This is a genomic window from Methylobacterium sp. W2 (assembly GCF_020662345.1).
Taxonomy (GTDB): domain Bacteria; phylum Pseudomonadota; class Alphaproteobacteria; order Rhizobiales; family Beijerinckiaceae; genus Methylobacterium.
This window is the reverse complement of record NZ_VMOA01000014.1, coordinates 57408-71583: the sequence shown is the minus strand read 5'-3', so window position 1 is coordinate 71583 and position 14176 is coordinate 57408. Positions and strand designations below refer to the sequence as shown.

Sequence of the window (14176 nt, the reverse complement as noted above, 5' to 3'; positions counted from 1 at the left end):
CGCCGCGTGCGGCGGATGGCCTCGCCGGGGATGATCCACCTCAGGTTCGACGATGTCGCAGCAACATGCCGGGTGGGTCGAGCGTTGGCGTGCCATGTTCGACATCACCGGAAAGCATCGCATGACCAAGGCCCTCAGCGAGACCAGGACCTCCTCGACCAAGGCGCATGCGCCGACGACGGGCTCGCCCCTGATCCGCGTCCTCGTGCCCGCTCTCGTCTTCACCGCCATTGCCGGTCCGGCCTTCGCCTCGGCCTGCTCCGACCAGATCGCCACGATCGAGCGGCGCCTCAACAGCTCCGGCGCCGTGTCGGTCACCGGAACCGCCTCGGCCGACGGCAAGGTCGCGTCCAATCCGTCGATGGGGCTCGACGCGCCCCCCGGCGGCAAGCCCACCGATCCCTCGACCACCCCCAACGCCAAGAGTGTCGACCACGCTCGTCACTTGATCGAGCAGGCGCGCAAGCAGGAAGCGGCCGGGGATGCCAAGGGCTGCGAGGACACGATGACCGAGGCCAAGAAGGCGGCGGGCTCCCTGCCGTAACGGGACCTCCCCGTCGCGCCGGTTTTCGGCGCAGAAACGACAAAAGCCGCCCGTCGCATTGCGACGGGCGGCTTTTGTTTTGGCCGGGCGCATCCCGGCGGATGTCGGATCAGTAGGCGTTCTTGGTGGTGACGAGGGAGAGGGGGGTCGCCAGCATGATCTGCACGTCGAACAGGATCGACCAGTTCTCGATGTAGTAGAGGTCGTGGTCGACGCGGCGCTGGATCTTCTCGTCGGTGTCGGTCTCGCCGCGCCAGCCATTGATCTGAGCCCAGCCGGTGATGCCGGGCTTGACCTTGTGGCGGGCGAAATACCCGTCCACCACCTGATCGTAGAGGGTGGTGCTGGTCGTGGCCTGAACCGCATGGGGGCGCGGCCCGACCAGGGAGAGTTCCCCCTTCAGGACGTTGAACAGCTGCGGAAGCTCGTCCAGCGAGGTCCTGCGGATGAACCGGCCGAGGGGTGTGACGCGGGGGTCGCCGCGCGTCACCTGCTTCGCGGCCGTAAAATCGGACTGGTCCGCATACATCGACCGGAACTTGTAGACCTCGATCGTCTCGTTGTTGAAGCCGAGGCGCTTCTGCCGGAACAGGATCGGACCGGGCGAGGTCAGGCGGACTGCGATGGCCAGGCCGAGCATGACGGGGGCCAACACGATCAGCATGGCCGTGCCGACGACGCGATCGAAGATGGCTTTGGCGACGATGTCCCAATCGGCCATCGGCTTGTCGAACACGTCGAGGACGGGAACGGAGCCGAGATAGGAATAGGCCCTGGGGCGCAGCTTGAGTTTCGTCGCCTTGGCGGAGAGGCGGATGTCGATGGGCAGCACCCAAAGCTTGGCCAGCATCTGGAGCAGGCGATCCTCGGCCGCGATTGGCAGCGTGAAGACCACGAGGTCGAGGCGGGTGGAGCGTGCGTAATCGACGAGATCGCTCACCGTGCCGAGCTTCGGATAGCCGGCGATGACCGAGGACGACCGGTTGTCCCCACGATCGTCGAACACGCCGACGATGCGGATGCCCGAATCGGATTCGGCTTCCAGCGCGCGGATGAGCTCTTCCGCCAACGGCCCGCCTCCGACGATGGCCGTGCGGCGGTCGAACTGTCCGCGCAGCATGCGGGCGGTGACGAAACGGAGCAGGACGAGGCGTTCGGCGAGAAGCAGGGCCAGCCCCAGGGCGTAGAACAGCGCGAGCCAGATGCGGGAATAATGGTCGGCCACCTTGGCGAAGACCATGACCGTTGCAACGACGAGGAAGGTCAGCGACCAGGCGGCGGTGAGGCGCAGGGCGGGTTTGAAGAAGGTCCGAAAGGCGGCGATCCGGTAACTGCCGAAGATCTGGAACAACGCCACCGCGAGCCCGGCCACGGACAGGATTGCCGTGGGATAGCTCCACCCCAGTGCGACGACGCCGCGGAGCTGCACGAAGTGGGTGGCAAACCCGAGGATGACGATGAGCGCCAGATCTGCCAGCCGCACGCTGCCCGATAGCACGACGGGAGACAGGACACCGCCATGGTCGCGGGGCGCCCCGATCTCGGCGGGAGGAAGCGTGGATTCGGCAGGGCCGTACTCAGCCGCATCGACCGCTTTTGGCTGGCTGGGATGCCCCGCCGCCTTCAGAAGGTCGCGAACGTCGAAGGCGCTCATCGTCTGCTTTCGTTCGAACTTTTCGTCGGTGAGATAGGGGACGATGCCAAGCCGGCATCACGGAACGTTTAACGAAGGTCCACCCGCCGAAAGCATGGCAAAGAGTACGTTAGCGCGACTTCCGCAGTTCCTTCATCGGCGGCAGTAGTGTTGCCATGGTGGACGTCCCTCGAAGGTGCAGGGCGGCAGCGTAGCCGGATAGCACATCCGCCCCCATCCGTTTCATCGAGAACCGTGTCCGCACGGATTCGCTGAGCGCATGGGCTCGTGCGAGGCCCCGGGCGGGGTCTTCGTCGAGCTGGCGGACGATGGCATCCTTGAGGGCAACGGGATCGTTGGGGCCGACGAGATCCGCCGCCGCCGCCCCGAAGATCTCCGGGATGCCGCCCACATTGGTCGAGACGAGGGGCTGCCGTGCCGCTGCGGCTTCCAGCACCACGTAGGGCAGGGATTCGGCGAGCGACGGAACCACCATGATCCGTCCCTTCGCCAATGCGGTACGGATCGGCTGGGGCGGCTCGAACGCCACGGAATCGGATAGGCCGAGCCGCCGTGCCCGCTCCGCCAATGGGTCGGCGTCCGGGCCCGAGCCCACCATGAGCAGGCGGCTGGGGCGTCCCTCGGCCCGTAGCGCCGCCAGGGCGTCGAGCAGGATCGTGATTCCCTTCGCTTCGCGCAGCTCGCCCACATAGACGAGGTCGTAGGCGTCCGCCCGGTGCGGCACCGGTTCGAACTCCGCCTCGTCGATGCCGTTATGGACGATCCGCATGGTACGGGGCTTACCCCCCACGAAGCGCCGGTGCCGGCCGGCCACGTATTCGCTCTCGAACAGGAACACGTCGGTGCGCGCCGCGAGCAGGCGCTCGACCCCCATGTAGAGCCGGTGGCGCAGGGAACCGGGTTTGTAATTGTAGCTGCCGCCATGCGGAGTATAGACCCTGATCGGCGAAGGCGAACCCGGGGGCAGGCGGGCGATGCGGGCATAGGCCCCCCCCTTGGCGCCGTGACCGTGCAGGATCGTGGCGCGGACCTCCCGCGCCCGTTCGGCGATTGCGCGCACTGCGGCGAGGTCCGATCCGTGCGGGTTGCGCCGCATGGGAAGCCGGACGATGCCGAGTGCGAGATGGGGCAGGAGTTCGGCAAGCGCCCGCGCCGCGTGTTCGCCGCCGGTGGACGCATCGCAGACGAGGCCGATCTCGTGGCCGGCGGCGGCCTGGATCCTGATCAGGTCGCAGACGTGGCGGAACAGCCCTCCCACCGGCGCGCGGAAGACGTGAAGGATGCGGTAGACGCTCCCGCCCTCGCCGGGGGAGGGGCGAAGGGACGGGATGGAGGCGGACGCACTCACGACGGACAAGCTCCACGCGACGACCATTCGAACCGGGCGACGGTACGACCTTAGCGGAGACTGGTTTCCAGAGATGGTACCACCGTCAAGGACCGTACGCCGCAGGACCATTTCAGGCGGGCGGGAGGTCGAAAACCTTTCGCTCGGTCAGGCAGCCCCTAACGCAGAAGAGCGACGACAGCCTCTCCGGCGGCAAGGGAACGGACATTCCACCCGGTGGCGTCGGCCCGGATACTCGGACTACAGCGGCGGGCTGGAGAACGCCGAGATGAAGAACCTCTCCCGGTCCAAGGGGTCCGCGAAGACCGGAGACCTCCTTTCGGATCAGGAGGGTGACCACAGGTTCGATAGCGGGGCGACGGTTGCCAATGCCGGCAAGGCTTCCAGTCTGAGTCGCCTGGACATCGCCTGACCGGGCGAGGAACGACGAAGGCCCGGATCGGAGGGATCCGGGCCGATATCGATCGACGACGAGACGTCCTCAGAAGAAGCGTTCCTTGATGACGATCGTGTCGCCGGGCTTCACCAGGTAGGTCATCGGGACGATGCCCGAGACGAGGCCGTTCGGTCCCTCGCGGGTGAGGACGGCGTAGTCGCGGGCCGCCCGCGGCCCGAAGCCCGCCGCGATCGCCACCGCCGTCTCGACGGCCATGCCGTTCACGTAAGGGTACTGTCCCGAGGTCGTGACCTCGCCCAGGATGTAGAACGGCCGGTAGGCGTCCACCTCCACCGTGACATGCGGCTCGCGCACGAAGCCCGCCGCGAGCTTGGCCTCGATGGTCCGGGCGGCCTGGGCCGTCGATTGCCCTCCCACCTTCACGAGCCCGATGAGCGGCATGGCGATGCCGCCCGCCCCGTCGATGGCGTAGATGTTGGAGAGGTTGTCCTGGCCGAACACGATGACGCGCAGCCGGTCGCCGGTGGCGAGCGTATAGCGTCCGCCGATCGATCCGGTGGTGGTGGCATCGAGCTGCGCGGTCCGGAAGTCGGGACGCAGGCATCCGCCCAGTGCCAGAGTGGAGGAGAGAGCGAGGAGAAGGGAGCGCCGGTTCATCATCCAAGCCGCTAAGAGCAAGTTTCTGCCTCTATTGGTAGGTTCATATGGTTAACAAAAGCTGATGCTCCGCCGGGAATGCGCTGCGTTGCAGTCGATCTTAACCGACGATCAATCTTAACGAGTTCTACTCTTCCGGGAGGCGTGCGATGCGCCGTCCTGCCTTGCGTAAAGATCGTCTCATGCCCCGCTCGCAGCAGACCGTTTCCTCGATCGAACCGATCCCGCAGCGGGACGAGGGGCTTGGCTTGTCCCAACTGTTCGGGGTGCTGGCGCGGTCGTGGCGCTGGATCGTCCTTCCCACCGTCGCGGCGGGGATCGGGGCCATCGTCTTCGTACAGGTGGTTCCGCCCCGCTACACCGGCGAGGCCAAGATCCTGCTGGAGAGCCGCGACGCGAGCTTCGCCCGCACCGCCCAGGAGCGCGGCGAACAGCCCCTGGCCATCGACGAACAGGCGGTGGCGAGCCAGGTTCAGGTGGTGATGTCCCGGGATATCGCGCGGGAGGCGATCCGCCGCCTGAAGCTCGTGGGCAATGCCGAATTCGATCCCGAGGTCGACGGCATCGGTCCGGTCCAGCGCGTCCTGATGATGATCGGCCTTAGCAGGAACCCGATGGAGCGAGCGCCCGAGGACCGGGTGCTGGAGGCCTATTTCGACCGGCTCCTGGTCTACCCGGCCGGCAAGTCCCGCATCCTGACGGTCGAGTTCCGCTCGCGCGATCCTGACCTCGCGGCCAAGGCCGCCAACACCATCGCGGAACTCTACATCGCCTCCCTGGAATCGGCGAAGGTGGACACTGCCCGCTACGCCTCGACCTGGCTCGGCGGCAACATCGACACCCTGCGCACCCGCGTGTCCGAGGCCGAGGCGAAGGTCGAGACCTTCCGCGCCCGCAACGGCCTGATCAGCGGCGGTGGCGGCACCACCAGCCAACCTCTGGGCACCCAGCAGCTCAGTGAATTGTCGACCCAGCTGTCCCAGGCCCGCACGGTCAAGGCCGATCTCACGAGCCGGGCCAAGCTCATCCGCGAGATGATCAAGGACGGCCGCGCCTTCGAGATCCCGGACGTGGCTAACAACGAGGTCATCCGGCGCACGGTGGAGCAGCGCATCACCCTGCGTGGGCAGCTCGCCCTCGAATCGCGGACGCTGATGCCGGCCCATCCCCGCATCAAGGAGTTGACCGCGCAGATCGGCGACCTCGACGCGCAGATCAAGGCCACCGCCGACCGGGTGGTGCGGACGATGGAGAACGACGCGCGTATCGCCGAGGCCCGGGTCGAGAGCCTGAACGCCGCCGTCGACGCGCAGCGCGAGGTCGTCTCGAAGGGCAATTCCAGCGAGGTCCAGCTCCGCGCCCTCGAGCGCGAGGCCAAGGCCCAGCGCGACCAGCTCGAATCCTACCTGTCGCGCTATCGCGAGGCCTCGGCCCGCGATGCCGAGAGCGCGGCCCCCGCCGATGCCCGCGTGGTCTCCCGCGCCGTGGTGCCCCAGATCCCGTCCTTCCCGAAGAAGCTGCCCATCGTGGCCCTCGCCCTCGTGATGGCGATGCTGCTGTCCAGCGGCGGGGTGGCGGCGCGCCATCTCCTCCGCGATCCCGACGAGACCCGCCGCCGCCGGACCGAATCGGACGATCGGGCTCCCGAGCCCGCCCCCTTCGCCTTCCCGGAAGCGTCCGCGGCCCTGTCGCGCACCGGCACCGCCGCCGCCCTCTACGAGGCGCCGTTGATCGCCCGCGTCGTCGTCCCCCTCGTCGCCGCCGCTCCCGTCTCCGTCCCGGAAGTCACGCCGCCTCCGGTGCGGGAGGAGACGGACGAGGCCGCCGGGGAAGCGGGCCGGACGGCCGTCCCCAGCTACGATCTCCAGGCCCTCACCCGCCGCCTGCGCGAGCGCATCGGCCGCAATGGCGGAAGCCTCCTGGTGGCGGAGACCGATACGGACGCCGACCGGCAGCTCGCCGGAATCCTGGCGGAGGCATTGGCCGCGAGCGGGCGTGTCCTCCTCGTGGACGTCAACGGCCCGGCCTCACCCTCGGACGATGCCGGCCTCACCGACCTCGTGGCGGGCGAGGCGGCCTTCCTCGACGTGATCCGATCGGTGCCCTCGGTGCGCAGGCTCCACGCCATCCCGCGCGGCTTCGTCGATTGCGACATCCTCACGGACGAGCCGGAGGCCCTGGCCATCGCCCTCGATGCCCTGGCCCAGAGCTACGACTGGGTCGTCTATCGCTTGGGCGAAGCCCAGTCCGAGGGGGCTCGCGACCTGCTGACGGCCATGGCGGGCCGGATGAACGCCATCGTCATCGCCTCCGACAAGTCGCCCGAGGATCCCGAACTCGTCGCACTCTACGGCCTGGCCGACCGGGAGGGATCCGGCTCGGTCCTCGTCGCCGGAGAGCAGACCGCGAACGAGCGCGTCGATGCGGGAAAGCCGGGGACCGGCGCAAGACTTTCGGCGGCCTGAAGACTTTCGGCGGCTTGAAGACGTTCGGTGGCCTGAGCGAGGGGGTCGGCTCGACCCGTTGCCTCAGGTCTGTGCCTCGCCGGCGGTCCGGCCATGGCGGGCCGAGCGTCGGATCGCCCTCTGAACCGTCTTCGCCCAGCGCGCCAGTCGCTCGCTCCGCTTGATCCGGCGCTTGAGCCGGGTGGCGGCCATGGCCGGAACGGCGAAGAGATGGCCGCGCAGGGTGACGGCGATGGTGACCTCACCGAGCTGAATCGTCTCGTCGCAGATATTGGCCTTGTAGCGGGCCTCCCCGACGCCGAGATCGAAGCTGCGGCGGCCGCGCTCGGTCTGATCGCGGATGAGGTGCTGCAACAGGATGTCGCCCGGGCTCGACCGTCCGACGACGGGATCCTGGTCGAAGGAGGTCATCATGCCGCTGTAGCGCGCATCGCTGACCGCACCGGCGAAGGTCGCGAAGACCCGCCCATCGTTGCACGCCACCAGGGCGGAGACCTCGATCGCGGCGCCCCGGACCTCGTTCGGATCGTCCTGCCGGCAGGCACCGGTGGCGATGAAGCGGCGGATACCCTCGTCGGCATAGGGATTGGCGATGTCCATGGCAGCAAAGCGCGAGGCCTTCTGCGTGAAGAAGGCGGAGAGGTAGGCCCTCACCTCCTCGGCATTCGCGGCAACCCGATACTCCACGGGGCCGAAGGCCTCGATCAGCTTCCTCTCCTTCGAGCGCATCTTCTTGCGCGCGTCCGCGCTGAAGACGCGCTTGGCGGTGGTCTCGGGGTCGGGGCCGAGGATCAGGCCGTAGGCGTCGCTCACCGCCGGCGCGGCGTGGAGGCTCAACGGATTGGCGGCGCCGTCCCAGAAACGCGGCTGATGCCCGAGCAGATAGACGTCGATCCCGGCCTCGTGCCCGACGCGGCGCAGCAGTCCGACGAGATCCTCGGCGCGCATGGCCGCCGCCTCGCGGGAGGCGAACATCGGCATGTGGTAGTTCGCGTGCTTGCAGCCGATCACCCGCGCCACGCGGACGCCGCGTTCGCGCGCGACCTGAAGCGGCAGGATCACGCGGGGTCGTCCGCCGGGATCGCGCAGGACGATGACCCGCAGGGAGGCGTCCTGCTCCGCCGGGGTGCAGCCGAGCTTGGCCGAGACGAAGGCCGAGACCCAGTCGAAGCGCTGATACGGGGTCGACAACGCGGCGGGGTCGCTCTCTACGCTCCGCCACAGAGCCTCGACGCTGGCCAGGTCGCGAAACACCTCCGGAACCAGTTGCCCACGGACGCGCTCCTGAATCATGCCTGCTCCAGTGAGATCGTGAACAAGAACCGCCATCACCGCTCCCTGGCACGGCTCCGCGAGCGCGGCGCACGAGCCTCCATCGGCGAGTACTAGCCCTCCGGCTCCTTAAGCGCCGGTGACGATGGGAAACGGCAGGGCATCATCTCGCGATGTGGGTAACGAAACCTTGCGGGTTGGTGGCCGAATGTCCGCCTGCTCCGCTCCTCTCCGGTGACGCCCATGCCCTCGCCCGAGTTCCGTCACCGCCTGTTCGATGCGGGCTTTCGCGCCATCGCCGCCTCGGGGGCCGACCGTTGGCTGAAGCGCGTCGCGCAAGGGCGCGGCCTGATCCTGACCTTCCACCATGTCGATCCGGCCCCCGCCAGGGCCTTCGCCCCCAACGGTATTCTCTCGATCACGCCGGACTTCCTCGACGCGGTGCTGGTCACGCTGGCCGCGAAGGGGTTCGACGTGATCGGCCTCGATTCCGTGCCCGAGCGGCTCGTCCGGCCCAGCGGAGGCAGGCCCTTCGCCGTCCTGACCTTCGATGACGGCTATCGCGACAACGCCCGCCACGCCGTTCCCATTCTAAGCCGGCACCGCGTCCCGTGGACGCTGTTCGTCACGAGCGAGTTCGCCGAGGGGCGGGGCCGCCTGTGGTGGATCGAACTCGAACGCGCGATCGGTCGCCTCGACCGGGTGAGGGTGCGTCGGGACGAGGCCCCGCCCCTCGATCTGCCCGCCGCCACGGCGGGGGAGAAGATGGCGGCCTTCGCCGCGATCTACCGGCACCTGCGCGCCGGATCGGAGGAGTTCCTGCTCGCCACCATCGCCGACCTCTGCGGCGAGGCCGGCATCGGAATCGGACGGGTGGCGGGGGAGCTCTGCCTGTCCTGGGGGGAGTTGCGCGGTCTGGCGGCCGATCCCGCATTGTCGATCGGAGCCCATACCATCGACCATCCCATGCTGGCGAAACACGGGGAGGAGCGGGTCCGCCATGAGATCGGGGAGGGCAGGGCGCGGATCGCGCGGGAGATTGGACGGCCGGTCCGGCATCTGTCCTATCCGGTGGGCGATCCGACTTCGGCCGGGGGGCGGGAATTCGACATCGCCCGCGAGGCCGGTTTCGTCACGGCCGTGACGACCCGTCCCGGCCATCTCTTCCCCGGCCATGCCGGCCATCTCCATGCCCTGCCGCGGGTCTCGGTGAATGGGCTGCATCAATCGAAGGTGGCGCTCTCCGCGCTGCTGTCGGGCGTTCCGTTCCTCGCCTGGAATCGCGGGCGGCGGCTCAATGTCGCGTGAGCCCGGCTAATGCCGTCGGCGACGGCGGTAGGACGAGCGGCTCTCGCTTCCACCGACGGTGAAGCTGGCGCTCTGGCGGCCGTGACGGGTGTAGCGTCCACGCCTGCCGCGCTGGCCCCTGCCGGCCTCCTGCGCGGGCTCGTCGGCCATGGGCAGGGATTCGGTGCTGACCGGCGGCACGGCGGCGAGCGCCGTCGCCACGGAGGAGGCCGATCCCCCGTCGCTGCCCCCGCCTCCGACATTCCTGGCGGCCGGCCCGAACATCGCGAGGCACTGGTTGTAGGCGAGATCGTTCTTGAGGCGCTCGCATTCCGCCATCGAGCGGGGCGCATTCTGCGCCGAGGCCTGGGTGGCGAGAACCGGGAGAGCGGCGCAGCCGACGCCTACGAGCAGGAAGGACGCGAGGAATCGGTTCATGAGGATCGGTTCATGGAGCGGCGGATCTCGGCCTGGGTCTGACGGAACATCGAAGCGTGCCCAAGCCTGTGACGGCCGAGTGCGGCGAAATCCCGGCGTCGGGCGAAACCCTACGCAGGCTCGCGTGGGCAAGCCACCGCTTCACATCGCTTAAGCTATTAAAATATCACGGGTATTAGGCCGCAAAACCGGTGACCACTTTTGCTGAACCTGCTTAGGGTTCAACTCCCGCCGTCGACGTCCTTTCGCTCCATCCAGCGGATCAGCGGCATCAGCGGGAAGATCCAGGCGATGCCGAGGAAGGCGTAGAGGATCGCCTGCACGGCCGGCGGCGTCTGCGAGATGCGGCTGTCGGCCAAGGCCATGGCGAGGGGCGCGTAGAGCGCCACGAAGGCGAGCATGCCGATCGTGCCGAGCAGCGTGCGGGTGCGGCGGCGCATGGGCGCTCTCCTGTACGTGGGCCTTTGGCATGGGCCTTCTCCCCGGCGGGAGGTCCGGCAGGGGTGTCCGTCGACTTGCCGCGCAGCCGGTCCGCCGGGGTTAGGCCGCCCGCCGCGGCAAGGCAATTGCCGCTCGCGCCGCATCCGGCGCCTCTGCGGCCCTGGGCGACGTTGCCCCGGCGGCCCCGCATGCGTAACGCAGGGCGCGAGGCACGGGAAACCCGCGCCGATCCCGACACCACGCGAGCCCGCCACCGCGATGCCTTCACGCGAAACCACCCCGACCGCACCGGTCCGTTCCAGGAACCCGGTGCGCATCTGGCTCTACACGCTGGCGATCCTCGTCGTGGCCATGGTCGCCGTCGGCGGTGCCACCCGCCTGACGGGATCGGGATTGTCGATCACCGAATGGCGGCCGGTGACGGGCGTGGTCCCCCCGGTCTCCGAACAGGCCTGGGCCGCCGAGTTCGACAAGTACAAGGGCACGCCGCAATACCGCATCCTCAACCAGGGCATGGGGTTGTCGGACTTCAAGGTCATTTATGCCTGGGAATGGGGCCACCGCCTGCTCGGGCGCATCCTCGGGCTCGCCTTCTTCCTGCCGCTCCTCGTGTTCTGGTGGCGCGGCCTCGTCGACCGGCGCCTCGGATACGGGCTCCTTGCCCTCGGCGCCCTCGGCGGTCTTCAGGGCGCCATCGGCTGGATCATGGTCGCCTCCGGTCTCCAGCCGGGAATGACGGCGGTGGCGCCCCTCAAGCTCGCCCTGCACCTGACCACGGCGAGCCTGATCCTGGCCGGTCTCGTCTGGCTGGCGGCCGGGTTGCGGTCCGGCCCGTCCGAGCCCGCACCAGGGCGCCTGCGGATCACGGCCGGACTGCTGCCGATCCTCGTCCTGCTCCAGATCGGTCTCGGCGGACTCGTCGCCGGCTCGAAGGCCGGGCTCGTGCACAATACCTGGCCCGACATGGACGGCGTCTTCGTGCCGGGGGCGTCCGAACTGTTCGCGGTCAGCCCGTGGATCGAGAACTTCATCGACAACGTCACCCTGGTGCAGTTCAACCACCGTCTGATGGCCTATCTCCTTCTGGCGGTGGCGCTGTTCCACGCCATCGACGCGAGCAGGCGGCTTCCCGCGAGCGGCACGGCCCGCCGTGCCGTGGGCATCGCGGGCCTGACCCTGGCGCAGGCCGGGTTGGGCATCGTGACCCTGTTGCTGGCGGTGCCCCTCTGGGCGGGCCTCGCCCATCAGGTCTTCGCCATGGCAGTCCTGATGATGGCGACCGTTCATGCCCGGCTCAGCCGGGGGGCGGCCCAGCGCATCCCGGCATCTTCCGCCGGTGCCACCGCCGCCTTCGGCTTCGAGGGCATGACGAGCCGAGGCGCTTAAGCCCCTTCCCGGGGACAAATCGTAGCGGGGCCCCGGGGGGCAGGGAGACGGTCTTTCGCCCGCGAGCGAGGGGGTAATTCCCGCCCTGGTTCCGGATCTCGTCGGCGCGCCGGCTGTTGCATCGCACAGACCGCGTCGCCGCGATGCCCGATAGCGGGTGCGGATTGGCCGGATGCTTGCACCGTGTCGGTCGACATCGGCGAGCGTCACCTCGGCCATGTTTTGTTGCGTCGCAGCGAAACCAAGCTTGGGTTTGTACCGTTAGCCGATGTGTCGATGGCGCTGCGAGAGCGGCGCCGGGCAGTGTCACGCCACAACCGAAAGGCCGTCCAGCATGCACGACCAACGCCTCGTGTCGGAAGAGCAGGTACTCGTTGAGCGCGACCAGACGGCACGCGAAGGCGCCGACATGGAGGGGACGCGCCATGCGCGGACCCGGAAGGTCGTCGTCGGTCTTACGGGACTTCTCGGAGCGGCCTGGGCCGTCGTCCTCGCGAGCCGCTTCACGACCTTCTCCTTCTGAGGGTCGCCCCACCGAGACAATACGCAGGAATCCTGTAGGCGGCGGTTCACGATGCTCGCCGCCTACGCAGTTCGAACAGGGAACGAGTCCGGTCCTTTGGCGCTTAAGCTTGGGTTAGGATAGCTCGGAGTCAGCGATGTTTCTGGCTGAGGACGGTAGACCCATCGGACTGAGCTGGAACTACACGCGCAAGGAATTGATGGCGGATGCCGCCATCCATATCGCCGGTATCGTCTTCGGCGTCGCGGGTGCCATCGCCATCGTCATCCTCGCGGCGATGGCGCCGCTGGATTGGACAGAGCGTGCGGGGGTGGTGGTCTATGCCGCCGCCCTGGTGTCGATGCTCGGTGTCTCGGCCACGTACAACATGTGGCCGGTCGGTCGGCGGAAGTGGATCCTGCGCCGGGCCGACCACGCCATCATCTACCTCATGATCGCCGGCACCTATACGCCCCTCGTCGCCCTGGTCGGACGCGGATCGACGGCCTGGATCCTGCTGGCCTTCATCTGGGTCCTGGCGGGAATCGGCATCGCCCTGAAGCTTCTCCTGCCCGGCCGTTTCGACCGGGCGGCCATCGGCCTCTACCTGCTCCTCGGATGGAGCGGCGTCGCCACCTACGACTCGGTGATCGGAGCGCTCAAGCCCGAAGCTCTCTGGCTCCTGGCCATCGGCGGTATGCTGTACTCGCTGGGGATCATCTTCCACGTCTGGCGCAGCCTGCCGTACCAGAACGCCATCTGGCACGCCTTCGTTCTCGCCGCGACGGCCTGCCACTACGGCACCGTCCTCACCAGCGTCATCGATACGGGTCTGTAGCGCCCGGCCTCCGCATCCCGTTCACTTCCCGCTGCAGAGCCCCTGTCCGGCGAGCCGGCTATGGTCGCGGGGGTCGCAATCCGTCGACAGGAACGAGGCCCATTCCGCCGTAGAGCCGTAGAACGCGTTGCGGTCGACATCGCCGCGCACGCCCGGAACCCGGCCGGTGGAGGTGAACTGCCACAGCATCCACTTGCGCTTGGCGTAGCGCTGCTCGGGCTCGGCCGCCGTGGAGCGGACCCAGTGCGGGTAGTCGGGCAGCTCGTCCTCGAGCACGTCCTTGTGGAAGGTGATGTCGGTATAGATGATCGGACGCTTGCCGGTGTAGCGCTCCATCTCGTCGAGCATGTAGCGCATCATCGCCAGCGCCTGGGCTTTCGGCAGCTTCTTGGGGCAGAGCTGCGAATGGCCGTTCCACTCCACGTCGAGAACGGGGGGCAGGGCGGTCGGATCGTTGGGCACGTTCTTCTTGAACCACTCCATCTGGTCCTGGGCCGAGCGGCACCAGAACACGAAATGGTAGGCCCCACGGGGCACGCCCGCCTTGGCGGCGCCATCCCAATTGGCGCGGAACCGCTCGTCCACGTGGTCGCCGCCTTCCGTCGCCTTGATGAAGGCGAACTGGGTGCCGGCACCGCGCACCGAGGCCCAATCGATCGGGCCCTGCCACTTCGAGATGTCGATGCCTTGGATCGGATGCTGCTTGGCGCGCGCCACCCCCGGATGGGGCTTCACGTCGCCCTTGGTCGGGTAGAAGTCGCTGTGGTTTCCGGCGCAGGCCGCGAGGCTCGCGAGCAGGGCGGCCGTCAGTGAGCGTTTGGCCCAGCGCATGGCGACGCCGCGTGGCATCCCGGCCAGGATTGTCGGGGCGATCCCGTTCTTAAGCGACATCGATGCCCGGCCCACCGTTCTCACGCGCTAAACTCATCGCTAAGGGATGGACCCCG

At 68.2% G+C, this 14176-nt stretch carries 14 protein-coding genes; 7 read left to right on the top strand and 7 right to left on the bottom strand.

Annotated features, from left to right (window positions below; translation table 11 throughout):
• The first annotated feature begins 121 nt into the window (after window positions 1-121).
• Window positions 122-544: a hypothetical protein gene (locus FPV16_RS10135; RefSeq protein ID WP_227438081.1), complete on the top strand. Its 423-nt coding sequence runs from the start codon at window positions 122-124 to the stop codon at window positions 542-544.
• 109 nt (window positions 545-653) lie between these two features.
• Here the strand turns inward: FPV16_RS10135 and FPV16_RS10130 are convergent, their stop codons facing one another.
• Together FPV16_RS10130 and FPV16_RS10125 are read right to left on the bottom strand one after the other, a co-directional pair.
• A complete protein-coding gene (locus tag FPV16_RS10130) occupies window positions 654-2198 on the bottom strand; it encodes an undecaprenyl-phosphate glucose phosphotransferase (RefSeq protein ID WP_227438080.1) in 1545 nt (514 codons plus the stop codon).
• Window positions 2199-2307: 109 nt separating this feature from the next.
• Complete coding sequence (locus FPV16_RS10125) at window positions 2308-3573, bottom strand: glycosyltransferase family 4 protein (protein ID WP_264483781.1); 1266 nt, start codon at window positions 3571-3573, stop codon at window positions 2308-2310.
• Window positions 3574-3814: 241 nt separating this feature from the next.
• Here FPV16_RS10125 and FPV16_RS10120 point away from each other — a divergent pair, with 241 nt between their 5' ends.
• A complete protein-coding gene (locus tag FPV16_RS10120; RefSeq protein ID WP_227438078.1) occupies window positions 3815-3958 on the top strand; it encodes a hypothetical protein in 144 nt (47 codons plus the stop codon).
• A gap of 69 nt (window positions 3959-4027) precedes the next feature.
• Here FPV16_RS10120 and FPV16_RS10115 read toward each other — a convergent pair whose 3' ends face one another.
• Window positions 4028-4600 (bottom strand): polysaccharide biosynthesis/export family protein, encoded by a 573-nt coding sequence (locus FPV16_RS10115; RefSeq protein ID WP_227438127.1) that lies wholly within the window; start codon window positions 4598-4600, stop codon window positions 4028-4030.
• A 182-nt stretch (window positions 4601-4782) separates the two neighbouring features.
• Here FPV16_RS10115 and FPV16_RS10110 point away from each other — a divergent pair, with 182 nt between their 5' ends.
• A complete protein-coding gene (locus tag FPV16_RS10110) occupies window positions 4783-7065 on the top strand; it encodes a GumC family protein (RefSeq protein WP_227438077.1) in 2283 nt (760 codons plus the stop codon).
• A gap of 63 nt (window positions 7066-7128) precedes the next feature.
• Here the strand turns inward: FPV16_RS10110 and FPV16_RS10105 are convergent, their stop codons facing one another.
• Window positions 7129-8358, bottom strand: a complete 1230-nt coding sequence (locus FPV16_RS10105; protein WP_227438076.1) for a GNAT family N-acetyltransferase — start codon at window positions 8356-8358, stop codon at window positions 7129-7131.
• 222 nt (window positions 8359-8580) lie between these two features.
• Here FPV16_RS10105 and FPV16_RS10100 point away from each other — a divergent pair, with 222 nt between their 5' ends.
• Window positions 8581-9645 carry a polysaccharide deacetylase family protein gene (locus tag FPV16_RS10100; protein ID WP_227438075.1) on the top strand — a complete coding sequence of 355 codons (1065 nt, stop codon included), beginning with the start codon at window positions 8581-8583 and terminating at the stop codon, window positions 9643-9645.
• Window positions 9646-9651: 6 nt separating this feature from the next.
• Here FPV16_RS10100 and FPV16_RS10095 read toward each other — a convergent pair whose 3' ends face one another.
• On the bottom strand, window positions 9652-10062 hold the full coding sequence (locus FPV16_RS10095) for a hypothetical protein (RefSeq protein WP_227438074.1): 411 nt from the start codon (window positions 10060-10062) through the stop codon (window positions 9652-9654).
• A 221-nt stretch (window positions 10063-10283) separates the two neighbouring features.
• Entirely contained in the window at window positions 10284-10502 is a 219-nt protein-coding gene (locus FPV16_RS10090) for a DUF2842 domain-containing protein (protein WP_018043571.1), read from the bottom strand.
• 259 nt (window positions 10503-10761) lie between these two features.
• On the opposite strand from FPV16_RS10090, the gene FPV16_RS10085 reads away from it, so the two are divergent.
• The 3 genes from FPV16_RS10085 (at window position 10762) to trhA (ending at window position 13229) form a co-directional block, all read left to right on the top strand.
• Complete coding sequence (locus FPV16_RS10085; RefSeq protein WP_227438073.1) at window positions 10762-11889, top strand: COX15/CtaA family protein; 1128 nt, start codon at window positions 10762-10764, stop codon at window positions 11887-11889.
• Window positions 11890-12223: 334 nt separating this feature from the next.
• Window positions 12224-12412 carry a hypothetical protein gene (locus FPV16_RS10080; RefSeq protein ID WP_227438072.1) on the top strand — a complete coding sequence of 63 codons (189 nt, stop codon included), beginning with the start codon at window positions 12224-12226 and terminating at the stop codon, window positions 12410-12412.
• Window positions 12413-12548: 136 nt separating this feature from the next.
• The gene (gene trhA / locus FPV16_RS10075) at window positions 12549-13229 is read left to right on the top strand and encodes a PAQR family membrane homeostasis protein TrhA (RefSeq protein WP_227438071.1); all 681 of its coding nucleotides are present in this window, start codon (window positions 12549-12551) and stop codon (window positions 13227-13229) included.
• A 21-nt stretch (window positions 13230-13250) separates the two neighbouring features.
• Here trhA and FPV16_RS10070 read toward each other — a convergent pair whose 3' ends face one another.
• On the bottom strand, window positions 13251-14078 hold the full coding sequence (locus FPV16_RS10070) for a GH25 family lysozyme (protein ID WP_413629251.1): 828 nt from the start codon (window positions 14076-14078) through the stop codon (window positions 13251-13253).
• Between the last annotated feature and the right edge of the window lie 98 nt (window positions 14079-14176).